General features: G+C 54.5%; 17 protein-coding genes and 3 pseudogenes. 5 read left to right on the top strand and 15 right to left on the bottom strand.

Annotated elements, in window-relative coordinates:
* Positions 1 to 8: 8 nt before the first annotated feature.
* On the top strand, positions 9 to 905 hold the full coding sequence (locus KRR23_RS00405; RefSeq protein ID WP_216740909.1) for a M23 family metallopeptidase: 897 nt from the start codon (positions 9 to 11) through the stop codon (positions 903 to 905).
* Positions 906 to 1,078: 173 nt separating this feature from the next.
* Here KRR23_RS00405 and KRR23_RS00400 read toward each other — a convergent pair whose 3' ends face one another.
* The 3 genes from KRR23_RS00400 to phoB form a co-directional block, all read right to left on the bottom strand.
* On the bottom strand, positions 1,079 to 2,419 hold the full coding sequence (locus KRR23_RS00400) for a hemolysin family protein (protein ID WP_216740908.1): 1,341 nt from the start codon (positions 2,417 to 2,419) through the stop codon (positions 1,079 to 1,081).
* 124 nt (positions 2,420 to 2,543) lie between these two features.
* Positions 2,544 to 3,866 (bottom strand): phosphate regulon sensor histidine kinase PhoR, encoded by a 1,323-nt coding sequence (gene phoR / locus KRR23_RS00395; protein WP_216740907.1) that lies wholly within the window; start codon positions 3,864 to 3,866, stop codon positions 2,544 to 2,546.
* A 45-nt stretch (positions 3,867 to 3,911) separates the two neighbouring features.
* Positions 3,912 to 4,601, bottom strand: a complete 690-nt coding sequence (gene phoB / locus KRR23_RS00390; RefSeq protein ID WP_007896474.1) for a phosphate regulon transcriptional regulator PhoB — start codon at positions 4,599 to 4,601, stop codon at positions 3,912 to 3,914.
* Between the two features lie 150 nt (positions 4,602 to 4,751).
* Here phoB and KRR23_RS00385 point away from each other — a divergent pair, with 150 nt between their 5' ends.
* A complete protein-coding gene (locus tag KRR23_RS00385; protein ID WP_216740906.1) occupies positions 4,752 to 5,135 on the top strand; it encodes a hypothetical protein in 384 nt (127 codons plus the stop codon).
* Positions 5,136 to 5,212: 77 nt separating this feature from the next.
* On the opposite strand, the gene ubiA is transcribed toward KRR23_RS00385, so the two are convergent.
* Both ubiA and KRR23_RS00375 read right to left on the bottom strand, forming a co-directional pair.
* Positions 5,213 to 6,103, bottom strand: a complete 891-nt coding sequence (gene ubiA, locus KRR23_RS00380; protein ID WP_216740905.1) for a 4-hydroxybenzoate octaprenyltransferase — start codon at positions 6,101 to 6,103, stop codon at positions 5,213 to 5,215.
* Positions 6,103 to 6,666: a chorismate lyase gene (locus KRR23_RS00375; RefSeq protein WP_216740904.1), complete on the bottom strand. Its 564-nt coding sequence runs from the start codon at positions 6,664 to 6,666 to the stop codon at positions 6,103 to 6,105. Before KRR23_RS00375 ends, ubiA begins: the two co-directional genes overlap by 1 nt.
* Positions 6,667 to 6,867: 201 nt before the next feature.
* Between KRR23_RS00375 and KRR23_RS00370 the strand changes: the two genes are divergently transcribed.
* The 3 genes from KRR23_RS00370 (at position 6,868) to KRR23_RS00360 (ending at position 8,685) form a co-directional block, all read left to right on the top strand.
* The gene (locus KRR23_RS00370; RefSeq protein ID WP_054594751.1) at positions 6,868 to 7,038 is read left to right on the top strand and encodes a rubredoxin; all 171 of its coding nucleotides are present in this window, start codon (positions 6,868 to 6,870) and stop codon (positions 7,036 to 7,038) included.
* Between the two features lie 34 nt (positions 7,039 to 7,072).
* Positions 7,073 to 8,221, top strand: a complete 1,149-nt coding sequence (locus KRR23_RS00365) for an NAD(P)/FAD-dependent oxidoreductase (protein WP_216740903.1) — start codon at positions 7,073 to 7,075, stop codon at positions 8,219 to 8,221.
* 188 nt (positions 8,222 to 8,409) lie between these two features.
* The gene (locus tag KRR23_RS00360; protein WP_216740902.1) at positions 8,410 to 8,685 is read left to right on the top strand and encodes an HU family DNA-binding protein; all 276 of its coding nucleotides are present in this window, start codon (positions 8,410 to 8,412) and stop codon (positions 8,683 to 8,685) included.
* Positions 8,686 to 8,805: 120 nt separating this feature from the next.
* On the opposite strand, the gene KRR23_RS00355 is transcribed toward KRR23_RS00360, so the two are convergent.
* The 10 genes and pseudogenes from KRR23_RS00355 to KRR23_RS00310 all read right to left on the bottom strand — a co-directional run bounded on the left by KRR23_RS00355 (position 8,806) and on the right by KRR23_RS00310 (position 16,136).
* Complete coding sequence (locus KRR23_RS00355) at positions 8,806 to 9,417, bottom strand: DUF1629 domain-containing protein (RefSeq protein WP_216740901.1); 612 nt, start codon at positions 9,415 to 9,417, stop codon at positions 8,806 to 8,808.
* Positions 9,418 to 9,428: 11 nt separating this feature from the next.
* Positions 9,429 to 10,226, bottom strand: a pseudogene (locus KRR23_RS28950) (RHS repeat-associated core domain-containing protein); the annotation flags it as partial.
* A gap of 3 nt (positions 10,227 to 10,229) precedes the next feature.
* Positions 10,230 to 10,544 (bottom strand): hypothetical protein, encoded by a 315-nt coding sequence (locus KRR23_RS00345; RefSeq protein ID WP_216740900.1) that lies wholly within the window; start codon positions 10,542 to 10,544, stop codon positions 10,230 to 10,232.
* 345 nt (positions 10,545 to 10,889) lie between these two features.
* A pseudogene (locus tag KRR23_RS00340) lies at positions 10,890 to 11,999 on the bottom strand (RHS repeat-associated core domain-containing protein); the annotation flags it as partial.
* Between the two features lie 170 nt (positions 12,000 to 12,169).
* On the bottom strand, positions 12,170 to 13,180 hold the full coding sequence (locus KRR23_RS00335; RefSeq protein ID WP_216740899.1) for a hypothetical protein: 1,011 nt from the start codon (positions 13,178 to 13,180) through the stop codon (positions 12,170 to 12,172).
* Positions 13,181 to 13,212: 32 nt separating this feature from the next.
* Entirely contained in the window at positions 13,213 to 13,536 is a 324-nt protein-coding gene (locus KRR23_RS00330) for a 3-hydroxydecyl-ACP dehydratase (protein WP_216740898.1), read from the bottom strand.
* A gap of 432 nt (positions 13,537 to 13,968) precedes the next feature.
* Positions 13,969 to 14,304 (bottom strand): annotated as a pseudogene (locus KRR23_RS28945) (RHS repeat-associated core domain-containing protein); the annotation flags it as partial.
* On the bottom strand, positions 14,267 to 14,746 hold the full coding sequence (locus tag KRR23_RS00320; protein ID WP_216740896.1) for a hypothetical protein: 480 nt from the start codon (positions 14,744 to 14,746) through the stop codon (positions 14,267 to 14,269). The gene KRR23_RS00320 and the pseudogene KRR23_RS28945, both read right to left, overlap by 38 nt.
* A 206-nt stretch (positions 14,747 to 14,952) precedes the next feature.
* Positions 14,953 to 15,399, bottom strand: coding sequence for a hypothetical protein (locus tag KRR23_RS00315; protein WP_216740895.1), 447 nt, complete (start codon positions 15,397 to 15,399; stop codon positions 14,953 to 14,955).
* A 431-nt stretch (positions 15,400 to 15,830) separates the two neighbouring features.
* On the bottom strand, positions 15,831 to 16,136 hold the full coding sequence (locus KRR23_RS00310) for a hypothetical protein (protein WP_216740894.1): 306 nt from the start codon (positions 16,134 to 16,136) through the stop codon (positions 15,831 to 15,833).
* Between the last annotated feature and the right edge of the window lies 1 nt (position 16,137).

Here is a 16,137-nt window from a genome sequence, read left to right as displayed (position 1 = left end):
CCTTGCCCATGTTCGCGCGATTGCTGTTTTTCTGTGGTCTGTTCATGGCCTCCACCTCGGCTGTGGCCATCACTATTTACAAATCCACGAGCGTGACGGGTGTGGTCTCCTACAGTGATCGCCCATCGCGTGGCGCACGGATCTTTGTGTTCCGCGACCGCATGGAGGAGCACCTTGAGCGCCAGGTACTTCTGGATATCAAGAAGCAGAGGGATACGCACAGTGTGTTTGTGCGCAACGACCTGTATGCGCCGGTAGAGGTCGAGCTGAGTTTCACCGGGCTGAAGAATGTCAGTGGTGCACCGGCACAACCGATCCGCCGAGTGTTGCCGGCGCGCAGCAGTATGCGTCTGGCGTTGCTCACGGCGATTACGCCCGGCAAGCCGCTGGCCTATACCCCGACGTTCAACTATTCCCTGGGCAACCCCACAGATACCACGCTGGCCTATCGGTATCCGCTGCCGTGGCGTGGCGGACCGTTCCACCTGACTCAGGGCCCTAATGGCCGATACAGCCATTTTGGGGTCAAGAACCGCTATGCCATGGACATCGCGATGCCTGAAGGCACGCCGATCATCGCGGCGCGTGGCGGGATGGTGGTGAAGACCGAAAACAACCAGAGCGGACGCGGCACCGACCCGTCGGGCAATTTCGTGCGAGTGCTGCACGATGACGGGACCATGGGCGTGTACCTGCACCTCAAGCGCGGCTCGGTGTGTGTGCGGGAGGGGCAACGAGTGGCAGTTGGCAGTGCGCTGGGGTTGTCGGGCAATACCGGCAACAGCAGCGGGCCGCACCTGCACTTCGTGGTGCAGCGCAATAGCGGGTTGGGGCTGGTGTCGATTCCGTACCAGTTCAATCAACCGGTGGGCAGCTTGCCGAACTTTGCGCTCGGCAAACAATAATCCAGGTCACTGCGATCAATTGTGGCGAGGGAGCTTGCTCCCGCTGGACGGCGAAGCCGTCCCCAAACAGATCCGCTCGGTGTGTCAGGACGAGTGCTATTGCAGGGTTTGGGGCCGCTACGCGACCCAGCGGGAGCAAGCTCCCTCGCCACAACAGCGGGCTCGCGCAGGGTTCAATCGAGCATCAGCACCTTGGCCAAAATGATCTTCGGGCCTTTCATCTTTTTGATGATGATCCGCAAACCTTCGACTTCCAGCACTTCTTCCTCTTCCGGCACCCGTTTCAGGGTTTCATAGACCAGCCCGGCGAGGGTTTCCGCTTCGACGTGGTCCAGATCGATGCCCAGCAGGCGTTCGACCTTGAACAGCGGTGTGTCACCGCGTACCAGCAATTTACCCGGCTGGTAGGCGAGGATCCCGCGTTCGGCCTTGCGGTGCTCGTCCTGGATATCGCCGACCAGCACTTCCAGTACGTCTTCCATGGTCAGGTAGCCGATGATGTTGCCGTCAGCCTCTTCAACCACGGCGAAGTGCGAACCACCCTTGCGGAACTGCTCCAGCAGCTGCGACAGCGGCATGTGCCGCGATACGCGTTCCAGCGGGCGGGTCAGCTCGGCCAGGTTGAACGACTCGGGAATGTGGTCCAGCGCTGCCAGCTCCAGCAGCAGGTCCTTGATGTGCAGCAGGCCGACGAACTCCTGGCGTTCGCTGTCGTACACCGGGTAGCGGCTGAATTTGTGACGACGGAACAGCGCGAGGATTTCCTTGAGCGGCGCGTTGAACTCCAGCGTCACGAGGTCTTCCCGGGAGTTGGCCCAGTCGACCACTTCCAGCTCGCCCATTTCCACGGCCGAGGCGAGTACGCGCATGCCTTGGTCGCTCGGGTCCTGGCCACGGCTGGAGTGCAGGATCAGTTTCAGTTCTTCACGGCTGTAATGGTGCTCGTGATGAGGGCCGGGTTCACCTTGGCCAGCAATCCGCAGAATCGTGTTGGCGCTGGCGTTGAGCAGATAGATCGCCGGGTACATGGCCCAGTAGAACAGGTACAGCGGCACCGCCGTCCACAGCGACAGCAGCTCGGGTTTGCGGATGGCCCAGGATTTGGGGGCCAGTTCGCCGACCACGATATGCAGGTAGGAAATGATAAAGAAGGCGGTGAAGAACGACACACCCTTGACCACTTCCGGCGAGTTGACGCCGACCGCGTCCAGCAACGGTTCGAGAATGTGCGCGAACGCCGGTTCACCGACCCAGCCAAGGCCCAGGGAGGCGAGGGTGATACCCAGTTGACACGCCGACAGGTAAGCATCGAGCTGGCTGTGTACGGTGCGCAGGATGTGCCCGCGCCAGCCGTTTTTCTCAGCAATGGCCTCGACCCGGGTCGAGCGCAGTTTGACCATGGCAAACTCCGCCGCAACGAAGAAGCCGTTGAGCAAAACCAGGATCAGTGCAAAAAGAATCATGCCGAAATCGGCGAAGAGTGAAGCGAGGGTCACGCCAGGGGAAGGGTCCATGATGGAGTTTTGCGGGTTCCGTATATTCGAAAAGAAGGGGGATTGCCGAGCCTGAAAGGCAGGCCCAAGTCAGCCAATGTAGCGGCTGACAGGGTGATTGCCTAGTGCTCAGTCAACGTTCGCGCTAGTCGGTCAGCGAGCTGACCCGCGATTTTGTGACCTGTGCCGGCGCGAAATGGCAGGTGAACGTGCTGCCGTGGCCGAGCACACTGCTGATCTCCATTCGCGCACGATGACGTAACAAAACGTGTTTGACGATGGCCAGGCCCAGCCCGGTGCCGCCGGTATTGGAGTTGCGGCTGGAGTCGACGCGGTAAAAGCGCTCGGTCAGGCGCGGCAGGTGTTTGTTGTCGATGCCGATTCCCGAGTCCTGCACGCTAAGGTGTGCGCCTTGTTCGTCACCCCACCAGCGGATGCGGATATTGCCGCCATCCGGAGTGTATTTGACGGCGTTGAACACCAGGTTCGAGAACGCGCTGCGCAACTCGGCTTCACTGCCCTTGAGCATGATCGACGGATCGGCTTCCAGGGTGATGTGCTGGTTGCGCTGCCCGGACAGCGCCTGGGCGTCACTCTTGATTGATTGCAGCAGACTGTCGATCGGCACCGGCTGGTTGTCCGACGGGTAATCGGTGGCTTCGAGCTTGGCCAACAGCAGCAAATCGTTGAGCAGTGTCTGCATGCGTCCGCCCTGTTGCTGCATTTGCTGCAACGCACGGCTCCAGCGTGGATTCACCTCTTCGACGTTATCGAGCAGGGTTTCCAGGTAGCCGCAGATCACCGTCAATGGCGTGCGCAGTTCGTGGGAGACGTTGGCGATGAAGTCTTTGCGCATTTGTTCAAGCTGATGAATGCGGGTGACGTCGCGCACCAGCATCAGGTGTTCGTTGTTGCCGTAACGGGTGATATACAACTGGATCCGCATCCGGTCGTTGATCGGCGAAGGGATTTCCAGCGGCTCGGCGTAGTTGTCCTGCTCGAAGTATTCCTTGAAGCGCGGGTGACGCACCAGGTTGGTCACTGGCTGACCACTGTCCTGCGGGGTCTTGAGGCCCAGCAGGGTTTCGGCGGCACGGTTCCACCATTCCAGGTTGCCGTCGCTGTCGAGCATGATTACGGCGTCTTTCAACGCCGCAGTGGACTCCTGAACCCGGTCAATTACCGCTTGCAGGCGTCCGCGCACGCGCTGATCGCGCCGTTGCAGGTGGTAGATACTGTCGAACACTTCGCCCCACAGGCCATAGCCATCGGGTGGTGGTTCGTCGGGCTTTTGCAGGCGTAGCCACTCGTGCAGGCGCAGCAATTGCTTGAGGGTCCAGGCCAGGTAAATGCCCAGGCCTGCGGCCAGGCTCCAGCCGTATGCGCCTGTAATCAGACCGATCACCAGGCAGCCGGTGACCAGTAACAGCAAGTGGCGGATCAGAGTGCCATGCCAGTTTTGGTTCACTTAAACTTGCGTCCTTGTCAGCGTGTCGAGCAGGTAAGGGCCGGCTCAGGCCTTGGTAGAAAACCGGTAGCCGGTGCCACGCACGGTTTGTACCAGATTCTCGTAGGCATCGCCGAGTGCTTTGCGCAAACGACGAATATGCACGTCGACGGTGCGCTCTTCGACATACACATTGCCGCCCCAGACCTGATCGAGCAATTGCCCGCGGGTGTAGGCGCGTTCCTGGTGGGTCATGAAAAATTGCAGCAAGCGGTATTCGGTCGGGCCCATCTCGGCGGGTTTGCCGTCGATGGTCACGCGGTGGCTGATCGGGTCCAGCAGCAGGCCGCCAACTTCGATCGGTGCTTCGCCATCGGTAGGGCCGGCACGACGCAGCACCGCCTTCAGGCGCGCAACCAGCTCGCGTGGCGAAAACGGCTTGGTGATGTAGTCATCGGCGCCGACTTCCAGGCCCTGGATCTTGTTGTCCTCTTCGCCCTTGGCGGTGAGCATGATGATCGGGATGTCCCCGGTCAGCTCATCACGCTTGAGACGGCGGGCCAGCTCGATGCCTGAAGTGCCGGGAAGCATCCAGTCGAGCAGGATCAGGTCCGGTTTACGGTCGACGATAATGGCGTGGGCCTGCTGGGAGTTTTCGGCTTCCAGGCAGTCATAGCCGGCCATTTCCAACGCAACGGCGATCATTTCGCGAATGGGCGCTTCGTCGTCGACGATCAGAATACTCCTGCCAACCATGCCTTAATCCTCTTGTCATTTAACTGTCTTGCGCCGCATTAGATAACGGAATTATTGCAGTCGTGTGACAGTATTTTAGTCGTCGGCAAGCAGCGCAATCCTGAACTACGCTTTAAATTCGGATCCTGACAACCACAAAGGAAGGTTTCTATGACTCACTACGCTCAATCGTTCAAAGCCCTGATGTTGGCCGCTGCCCTGGCATTACCGGCAATGGCCTTCGCCGCTGATCCAGCGATGGAGAAGGGTGGCATGCTGGTCGATAGCAAGGGTATGACCTTGTATACCTTTGCCAAGGATGCTGCTGGCAAGTCCATGTGCAATGACAAGTGCGCTGCCAACTGGCCACCGCTGGCGGCTACCGCCATGGACAAGTCCAAGGGCGACTGGACAGTGATCAAACGTGATGACGGCAAGATGCAATGGGCTTACTACGGCAAGCCGCTGTACACCTTTGTGAAGGACAAGAAGGCCGGTGACATGACCGGTGAAGGGATGATGGATGGTGCGTGGCACGTCGCCAAGCCTATGTAACCTTGGCGAATAGCTAGCCGTTCGCATTAAAAGATCGCAGCCTTCGGCAGTTCGGGGGCTGCGATCTTTTCAAACATTCAGCGCAACGCGTAATCCAGCACGATCCCGACGAAAATCGCCAACCCGGCCCAATGGTTATGCAGGAAGGCCCGGAAACACTTCAGTCGGTCCTTGTCGCGGGTGTACCAGAATTCCCAGGCAAAGCACGCGGCCGCAGCCAGCAGCCCGAGATGGAACCAGCCGCCCAGCTCGAATTTCGATCCGGCCAGCAGCAAGCACCCGAGGGCCAGGCCTTGCAGGGTGAGAATGATCACCCGATCGGCATCGCCAAACAGAATCGCTGTGGATTTCACCCCAATCTTCAAATCGTCGTCGCGGTCGGTCATGGCGTAATAGGTGTCGTAGCCTACGGTCCACAGCAGGTTGGCAATCCACAGCAACCAGGCGATGGCCGGCAGTTCACCGGTTTCGGCGGTGAACGCCATCGGCATGCCCCACGAGAACGCCGCGCCCAGTACCACTTGCGGGTAATAGGTGTAGCGCTTCATGAACGGGTAAGTGGCGGCCAGCGCCAGACCGCCAAACGACAGCCAGACCGTGGCCGCGTTGGTGCACAGTACCAGCAGGAAGCTCACGCCCATCAGCAATGCGAAGAACACCAGCGCTTCTTTGGAGCTGATCTTGCCGCTGACCAAGGGTCGCTGTTCGGTACGTTTCACATGACCGTCGACTTTTCGGTCGGCCCAGTCATTGATCACGCAGCCGCCCGCGCGGGTCAGCACCACGCCAAGGACGAAAATCACGATATTGGCCAATGACGGTGAACCTTTACCGGCAATCCACAGCGCCCACAACGTTGGCCACAGCAGCAGGTAAATGCCGATCGGCTTATCCATGCGCGTCAACTGGATGAAGTCCCAGGCGCGCGGGTTCACGCGATTCAATGACTTGAGCAGGCTTTGGTACATCAGCAGTTCTCCGTATTCGCGCCGGCGGCGCGCCACAGGGCTGGCAGGAATATTTCCGCAACCAGCACGCTCAGGTCCCCCCGGTCGAAACGCGAGCGCCGGCCCCACAGTTCCGGTGCTTGAGACTCACTTGGCAACCATTCGACAGGATAGTGACAAACCTCGATGGCGCGGCGCTGGAACGCCTGATCGCAAAACAGCAATTCGCCCAGGGAGCGGCTGCCCAACTCATCCATATTCAACCCGCCGTCTTGCAACGCACTGCGGGCCGCCACACTGCGGGCAAATACCCAGGCTTCGCCATGACCGCGCAAATACACCTCGCGAACCCAGCCTTCACTGCCTTCGGGCAACTCCAGCGCGGCGCATTCGTCTGAACGCAAAGGCTGCCAGCCTTCGAACAATGGCGTAACGCTGAAGCCGTCATCCGACAAACGGGTCAGGCGACGGGTGAGCGAGCCCTCATCGAATAGCCAGTCGAGGGTTTGCGCGTCAGGTAGCGGGGTTAGCTGGCGTTGTGGCAGCCAGAACAGAGCAGGGGCGAGGGGTTTTGAGTGCGGCACAGTGAGTCAGTATTGGCAGCAAATGAGGCGGCGAGCTTACCATGTCGGTCGGTGATATTGACTGATCAGACCGGGTAGTGGCCGCGAACAGGCTTGCATCTGCTGCGCCCGATCAGTACAAAACGCCTTGAGCCGGACGGCAAGCCCTTATCGGGTGATCGTTCGCGCCGGTAAAAGCCTGAGAACCTGAGGAAACAAGTAATGAAAAAGTGGCAATGCGTGGTCTGTGGGCTGATCTACAACGAAGCCGACGGCTGGCCGGATGACGGCATCGCGGCCGGAACCCCGTGGCAGGACGTACCGGAAGACTGGCTGTGTCCAGACTGTGGCGTCGGCAAAATGGATTTCGAAATGATCGAAATCGCTGCCTGATCACAGATTTTGATGAATTGAAGAGGAGTAAGGAATGAACGCACCTGTCGTGATCGTCGGCACTGGGCTGGCTGGCTACAACCTGGCCCGGGAGTTTCGCAAACTCGATGGCGAAACACCGCTGCTGTTGATTACCGCAGATGATGGACGCTCTTACTCCAAACCGATGCTCTCCACCGGTTTTGGCAAGAACAAGGACGCCGATGGCCTGAGCATGGCCGAACCCGGCGCCATGGCCGAACAACTGAAAGCTGAAGTGCGGACCCACACGCGCATCAGCGGCATCGACCCGGGCCACAAACGCCTGTGGATCGGCGAAGAAGCCGTGGCCTATCGCGACCTGATCCTCGCCTGGGGCGCGGAAACCGTGCGCGTGCCGGTGCAGGGCGATGCGCCCGAGGCGATCTTCCCGATCAACGACCTCGAAGACTACGCACGCTTTCGGGCGGCGGCAGCCGGCAAGCGTCGGGTGTTGTTGCTCGGCGCTGGCCTGATCGGCTGTGAGTTCGCCAACGACCTGATCCTCGGTGGTTACGAGGTGCAACTGGTCGCGCCGTGCGAACAAGTCATGCCGACGCTGCTTCACCCGGCGGCCGCCGCAGCCGTGCAGGCCGGGCTGGAAAGCCTGGGCGCGCAGTTCCACCTCGGCCCGGTACTCAATAGCTTGCTACGTACCGATGACGGGCTCGAAGGACATTTGTCCGATGGCCAGGTGATCCCCTGCGATGTCGTGGTTTCCGCCATTGGCCTGCGCCCGCGCATCGATCTGGCGGCCGCTGCCGGTTTGCAGATCAATCGCGGTGTGGTCGTTGACCGTCACCTCAAGACCTCTCACGCCAATATTTATGCCTTGGGCGACTGCGCCGAGGTCGATGGGCTGAATTTGCTGTACGTGATGCCCCTGATGAGTTGTGCGCGTGCGCTGGCGCAAACCCTGGCCGGCAACCCGACGGCGGTCAGCTACGGTGCGATGCCGATTACCGTGAAAACACCGGTCTGCCCATTGGTGGTTTCCCCGCCACCACGGGGTTTTGAAGGTGCCTGGACCGTCGAAGGGCAGGGCGCCGACATCAAGGCGCTGTGCCGTGATGCCAGCGGAAAACTGCTGGGTTACGCGCTCACCGGGGCGGCAGTGATGGAGAAACTGGCTCTAAACAAGGAGCTTCCGGCGCTTTTGGCGTAAATACCGGTCGTTCTGTCGGAATCACCCCGCTTTTGCCTCTACAAAGGTCGCCCCGAGACTGGCGCCGCTCGTAACCGCATGCCATCCTCACTCCGTCTGCCGCAGAGTAGAGCCTGCGGCGCCTTGGGCGCTGTTCCGGAAGAACAGCACGGACATAACAACAAAAAACCGTCAAAGAGGCTTCACTCATGCGTAAACCAGATATCGCCGCAGCAATCGCTGAAAAGGCTGACCTCACCAAAGAACAGGCTAACCGCGTCCTCAACGCCGTCCTCGAAGAAATCACCGGCGCTCTGCACCGTAAAGACAGCGTCACCCTGGTGGGCTTCGGTACTTTCCTGCAGCGTCACCGTGGCGCGCGCACCGGCAAGAACCCGCAAACCGGTGAGCCAGTGAAAATCAAGGCCAGCAACACTGTTGCGTTCAAGCCGGGCAAGTCGTTGAAAGACAGCGTCAATCCGTAACAGGTAGTACCGTCTCGAAGGAAGGCGGGGCGGTAAAAAAATGGGCACGCCGACTGGGTCGGGTGCCCATTTTTTGTGGGCGTTGATTGACGCTTTTAACGAGTGCCTTCTACTAGTAGATTACGCTTGGTTTTTATAGGGGGTGAATGAGCGCTCAGCGGTGTAGAAGCCTAGCCCTTTGTCGCTTTTGAATTTCTGTTCGATCATGGCGTCAGCCAACTCTTGGGAAATCAAAAGATCTCCCGAATCACGCTCGCGCGCAATTGCGCCCATTTCTGCGGCGTCATCATGAAGCCAAATTTCATTGAAGTAGAGTATTGAGCCATCGTCAGAGAGTTCTGCTACCGACTTACTGTGATCAACCGCGCTAATCGCCTGGGCAGCATTGACAATGTAATAGACTTCGCTCACTTGCTCCCCGTCCGCAGCAATACTTGTGGGTCGCAAGAGCTCAATAGAGTGACCGGCGTTCTGTACGAGGAAGTCCGCTAACCGCTGGCTCACCAAAGGGATGTCGGCTAATAACCATAAGCAGTCGTAAGTCAGCAATTTTTTCTTTTTGCATGGGAAAAATATTTTGGGTTTATCCATGTCGGCAGGGTAAGGCTCACCTTTCAGGAGTGACAGATAGTCAAAGTTCGATCCTGCCGTTTCATAGGAGCCGTCCTCCGCATCGTATGAACCGGTCAATTTATCGTTGTAATAGATAGGGGCTTGCCAGCTTAAGATCATTTCTGGATCTCCTAATTGTAATGAGCGCCAGGGCGTGCATTTTTATTCAATTGCCTTTCGCCTGAACGGAGTAATTTGCGCTCGTTGGACACTATTTTATCCAACGCTTTGCGGTATTGGGCCTGATTCCAGTTGTCTCGCTTGCCGATTATTTCCACCTGGTCCATTTTTCTTCCAAGGTTTCGGTTGACTCTAGCCGCATGGCGTCCTTGGTGGATCGATCGACGCCCATCAGTCAAAGTTTTGGTTTTATTGGGCAGGAATATTTTGTTCTGCCGGTTTTGCAGGTCGAACCCTGCCAATTTGAGCAACGGGTGATTTTTCGTGCTGTTGTGTTTGTCGCTCAGTATGTGATGGTCCTGATAGCCCTGCTTCTTCAGCTTGTTGATTCGTTTGTTAATGGATGACGAGCAACTCCATCCCAACGGGTCCACCCAGCCGAGTGGGTTGGCCGCATACAAGTAGAGATTGATCCCCCCCGCCAACCCAATCGGATCCGGCGTCGTAAACCGCCCCACATCCGGATCATAAAACCTGAACGTATTGAAATGCAGCCCCGTCTCCCGGTCCAGGTACTGCCCCTGGAATCGCAGGTTCTGCTCTTCAATGTAGTACGGCTCGCGCACCTCTTCTAACGTGTTGTCCCACACCCGATAAGTTGCCTGCCAGACGTTGTGGCCGTCCGCTTCGGTGAGCTGTTCCGGCAGGCCGTTGAGGTCGTTGTGGTAGTAGCGGATTTTTTGCAGCGGGCCGGTGCCGTCGACGCGGGCCAGGGGTTCGTAGCACTCGTCCTCGTATAGAAAAAGGCTGATTTAATCGCAATAAATGTATAAGTTCAAATTTTCATCGTAGGTTTTATTTAGGAACTTGATTAAGTTGTTCAGCTCGCCTGAATTTGGTTTTCCGGTTTTCATTGCTTTTTCAATTTCAATTATTAGAGATTTTATTTCGCCAAAAAGTATGCTGGTGTCGGAGTAGTAATCGGAAAATTTATGTATTTTCGGGAAGTCTTTTTTGGGTTTTGCGATGCTCAGCAGAACATCGTGTGCGTTTTCACTCAGAGAAAATACCGGAGTTTTTTCATTAATGTTTTTTTGACTTTCTGAAGCCATAAAATCGAGTGGCATAAGGGGACCTAATTTTTAGGACGGGAAGGCTGTAACCACTTCGCCGTGTTTATTGAGGATAACAGTCATTTTATTTTGGTGCTCAACGATGCCGGTTTGCTTGTTGGTGCGAGATCCAACGGGTTGTCCGAAATCATATTCGTATTTTGTATTGCCCTGCTTATCTTTCTGATAAGTCGCGGTGCCTCGTTTAACTGTTTTATTCACCATGCGTTTCAATTTCTGCTCGTTGCCAACAGTGAACTTACTCTTATGCGACCAGCGTGAGCCCGGAGTTCTAAAGTGACGCTCGTAAACATGTTTCCAACCTTTTTTTGTCCATTTTTGTCCGCTGCCACAAGACTTGAGTCCAAGCGGATCTATCCACCCAAATGGATTGAATACATATTGATATAGATTGGTTCCCCCCGCCAACCCAATCGGATCCGGCGTCGTAAACCGCCCCACATCCGGATCATAGAACCTGAACGTATTGAAATGCAGCCCCGTCTCCCGGTCCAGGTACTGCCCCTGAAACCGCAGGTTCTGCTCTTCGATGTAGTACGGCTCGCGCACCTCTTCTAACGTATTGCCCCACACCCGATAAGTCGCCTGCCAGACGTTGTGGCCGTCTGCCTCGGTGAGCTGTTCCGGCAGGCCGTTGAGGTCGTTGTGGTAGTAGCGGATTTTTTGCAGCGGGCCGGTGCCGTCGACGCGGGCCAGGGGTTCGTAACCTTCGTCTTCGTAGAGGTAGAGGCTGGTCTGCTGATGGCGATGTTCCTGCAACAGGCGCAGGCCGTCCCAGGTGAAGCGGGTTTCGCCCAGCGGGTAGCCGTGGGTGTCGTGCTCGGTTTTTTCGATGCGTCGGCCCAGCGGGTCGTAGGTCATCCTGACCACGCTGCCGTTTTCGTTGCGCACTTCAATCAACCGGCTTTCGGCGTCGTAGGCAAAGCGTTGCAGGCCCCGTTTAGCGCTGCGTTTTTCGATCAGCCGGCCAAAGGCGTCGTAGCGGTAACGCTTGTCCTGGTAGGTCAGCAGTTTGTTGTGCACCACCAGCCCGGCACCGGGTGGCGGGCCGTCTTGCAGGTTGGCGGCGGCGTCGTAGGCGAAGGTTTCGCGCTGGCCGTGCAGGCTGTCCTGGCTGGCGATGATGCGGCCGGTGGCGTCGTAGTGCAGCAGTTGGCGGTGTTGTGCGGCGGGTTGCTGGTCGAGTTTGCCGATCAGGTTGTCGGCGGGGTCGTACTCGAAGTGTTTTTGCACCGCTGCCGGCATCAGTGATGGCTGGCTGCTGTGGCGGCGTTGGCGTGAGCGCAAGCGGCCGCTACGGTCGTATTCGCTGCGAGTGCTGATCTGGCCCTGGGTGCGCAGCACTTCGCGGTGCAGGCGGTCGCGTTCGAAGTCGCTGATGACCTGGCCGTCGAGGTTGATCTGGTGCAGGTGGCCGCTGCCGTAGTACAGGCGATTGAGCCAGCGCCCAGCCGGGCGGCCCAAAGCGCGTCAGACATGCGGGTTATTTATCCGACGCAAGCGTCTGGCGCGCCGCGCAATCGTTGCGCTTGTTGCGCAATTGTATGCCTTCCATTGCACCTTGCTCTTTGTCGGTTATGGCATGCACATCAGCGCAGTTCTCTCGTTTGTGAGAGCATCTATAGGCTGTACAAAATATTGTAGAACGAGGTCGAATTGTCTTTTATCAAGGAAAGGTCCTGGTCTATGGATGTTTTTTCGAATGACGATTTATTTATTGCCATTCGACGAGTAATTATTGCTTCCAGAAGTTTTCTGAACAGTACCTCATTATTGACGTATTTTTTCAACTTTAGAATTTCGTGATGCTTGTTTTTCAGAATGTAAAAGGAATAGTTCATTAAAATGATATTGGAGACAAACAGATTTCCCGTTGATTGAAGGGGGTTGATCGTGTCAATCAAAATATGAAATATCTGTCTCTTGTTTTTAGCGTATGCCTGCAAAAATACATCGGGATACATGAATTCGCTATGACGATCATTTAGCCTAAAACGGTAATTTGTGTCGTCGGGTTCGGTCAATAATGTGACGAGGCTTGTTTGATAATTTTTTAACGTGCTCAGCAGTACATGTTCTTTTCTGCTATCAAATTTGATCGCTTTGTAAACCAGGTCGATGACATCCAAAAAAGCTACGGGCCCCCGGGTGTCGGTAGCCATTACCAGCTGATTATCCTTGATGCTGAACCGACGATACGCTTCGTCGTCAATACTCAATTCGAAAAGCAGGAACCTGAGCATATAGTTCCTGAGTTGGGCATCCGCGTCGAGAGAACTGTTCTTCAAACTGATTAACTGAATCAGAAAGAAGAAAATAAAATAGTCTTTGTTGGTGCGTTGACGGTTGTCGATTTCAAGCAGATAGCCAAAGCGGGACAGGACCAAGAGAAGGGCATAGCAGTCCGGCTCCGTGAAACCGTTTTTTGACATGGATTTTTCGAAGGCGCTTATGGAAAACAAATCGTGCCAGCGGCTGATGTAGAAGGTCGAACCGTTGTGTTTTCTAGCGGCGACAGACAGCAGTGAAGGCTCGTCTTCTTGGTAAAAAACAGCGCCCAGCGCTTTCGGATATGGACGGATGTTCAGGAAATTCTCAAGCTTGTATGAAAGGAGTTCGAATATATTCATGTTGGTTTTTGCCTGTTATTCCTCCTGATCTACTACCAGTTTGAGGGCACTCCATCCTCATCATCAATAGCAATTTCGGTATGAGACCTGATCCACTCGAAAAAAGCAGACAGGTCATTTTCGATGCTGGAGGGGTGAGCGCTAATCTCCAAAAAAATACGTTCTTTTTCTAGGAAGAGACGGACGTCGTAGTTCCAATCTCCCGGACTTCTGGGCTCGATGCCCATCAATCGGAATTCTTTTTTCTGCAAGCTCTTGGAAAAAGTTCTAAGGCTGGTGATTTTTCGCACTATCTCTTTGAGATTGGTCGTGTACCAGATTGTATCCTTAAAAGACAATATAAACTCTGCCGACATTATGGTTACCTTCTAACTTCCGTGAGGTCTGCCCGAAACCGTTGGGTAATCTGGCGGGTTTTTCATTCCGATGTGCGCTTCTGAGGAATGAGTGCTGACGGCTGTTTTTCCGTCATTAGCTAATTCAGTGGTGCCTGGGTTTCCATGTCTACCTAATGATTTGTGACTGTGAGCATTGTTCGATCCTTTGAACGGTGTGGGGTTCGTATTCCCATAGGCATGAATCTGGACTTCTGAACCATCAGAGTGTACCCAACGCTGGTTCCTGGTATTTGCTGGATTCGTTCTGGTATAGCCGTTTTGCCGGAGGATTTTCTCCACCTGTTGCACGGATTTCCCTTTCAGCGACAGAAGTTTGGAGACATTAGGTTTATTCGCAAATTTGCCCTTGACATCGATCCATCTCCCTTTTGAGTTCTGCCTGGTGGCTGGACCACAGGCTAGCCCCAACGGGTCTATCCAAGTAAAGGGGTTAGGTGCGTAAACATAGAGATTAAATCCTCCCGCCAACCCAATCGGATCTGGAGTGGTAAACCTCCCCACATCCGGATCATAAAACCTGAACGTATTGAAATGCAGCCCCGTCTCCCGGTCCAGGTACTGCCCCTGGAATCGCAGGTTCTGCTCTTCAATGTAGTACGGCTCGCGCACCTCTCCTAACGTGTTGCCCCACACCCGATAAGTCGCCTGCCAGGTACCATAGACCTCGGTGAATAGTTCTTTGGGGGGGCTACTTGTTACCTACCCCCAGAATTTTATTTGCCAAAGCCAGATCAAATTGTTTGTTTCCAAATATTGATTTGGTTGCGAGGACTTTTCTGAAAACGTCTGAGTCCAGGCTCAGGTCATTTTTTTGCGCTGCAAATAATGCGGTTAGAAAGGGATACGCATAGTTGTCAGGTTCCGCTAATACGTCATCAATTAATGAAGGCGTACCAAGGATGCCGTTCTCTGTCTTTGATAAGTAAAATTTTATCAGCCGTTCGTTTATTTTTTTGACTGTTGCGCTTGTTTCATCAGGCGATGGGGTTCTAATGATGCCGCCCAGCTCGTCACCAAACTGTTTTGTTTCTTCCGATAATGAGCTTTTCGACAAAAAAGATGAGTTCAGCAGTCGGCTCTGATAGGGCGGTGATTTGTTTATGCAGAAGCTAAATGCCTCGCATGTATAAATCTCCAGGCCCGCATAGTAGCCGTCGGCCTTGGTCAAGTGTTGTATGTAAATCTCCCCGAGCTTTTCCTTGGAGATAAGTAGGCCAAGTTTGTTTTTGCTTGCTTTCAGGTCCAGGTGGGACGACGTTATCTTTTTTTAGCTCCGCCAGTAATTCCACCTCCAAGCCCTTACGAATTGCTATGCCCATTATGTTCACTTGTAGATTAAGAGTTTGAAGATTGCGGCGTCAGATTTATAACAGCCTACTCTAAGGTTTCCACTGCAGTCTCTCCTTCAAAGGTTTGGACGGCCGTTCGATAAATGACCGTCCAACTATCCTCTGACGATCTTTTAAGAATATGTTTTGAACCAAACACGTATATGGTGTCGCCAAGTGAGATTTTTTCTTTTATATGCTGTGCTGAGGGCGAGACTAAAAATTGATGTAAAAAGACCATGGGTAGGCCCTGATGATACAACCAGGCTGGTTCGCCCACCCATACAGGTTTTTCATTCAAACACAGGAACTCATTTTCTAGACGTTCTGTTAGCCATTTCTTTTTATTTTTTGGGGCGCCTTGCTCGACGTATTCGTTGTAAAGGTTCCTTGCAAAATCTTCTGCACCTTCGGCTTCCATCGACGCGGATTGCTTCTCTGCAATCTCCATCGCAGCGCCCCAGAAAATGTGAAAATCGGTCAACCCGCTCATGTTCTCTCCTGTAAAGCTTGCTTTACCATTGTCCGGTGGTTTTTATAACTTTTACCAAATCCCATCCTGTATGGCGGTATTTGTCCATTGACTCATGCCCCCAAGGTGTTGCTTTGGTCAGGTTCCAATCCTCGTGAGCGACTTTCGATCCGGCGCGTTGGGGAATGTACTGGTGGTTTAGTTCCATCGATACATCTATTCGAGCTGTCTTGCCGACACGCCCGAGCCGTCGGTTCCTTGCACTGTCACGGTAGCGGACCTCGACCCTCATTCTAGGTGCTTTTCCGGATCATAAAGCCGGAACGTGTTGTAGTGCAGCCGGTCTCTCGGTGGAAAAACTTATTCCCGTTTTTTATCCAAACATGCATGTTATGGTTTTCGCTAAAAAATAGAGCCGGAAGTTGTTTCGCTCTTCCGGCTCTTTTTCTAATCTAGTCTAGAAAGTCATCGTTTTCCAAATAATAAGTAACTGCTTTCAGTAGTTCTTCTTTGCTGGAGTTCGGATGATGTTCTATTTTATTTTCAATGATCGCTTTGAGTGTTGGAGACTCAAGGAATGTTCCGTATTTTTCATCGAACTCCATTTCTTCGTCGTCATTCTCTGCAAGGTAATATTTTTTATTTAGGATGTCGTTTTTTGACTCCAAATCAAAATCAGTATCCACATATAACCAGCCGACATTGGGTAGGTCATTACATTTCTGCAGAAGTTCGTCAAAGCCATTAATGGTTATCATA

This window comes from Pseudomonas sp. CVAP#3, assembly GCF_018986375.1.
Lineage (GTDB): Bacteria > Pseudomonadota > Gammaproteobacteria > Pseudomonadales > Pseudomonadaceae > Aquipseudomonas > Aquipseudomonas helvetica.
This window is presented reverse-complemented; position numbering and strand designations above follow the sequence as displayed.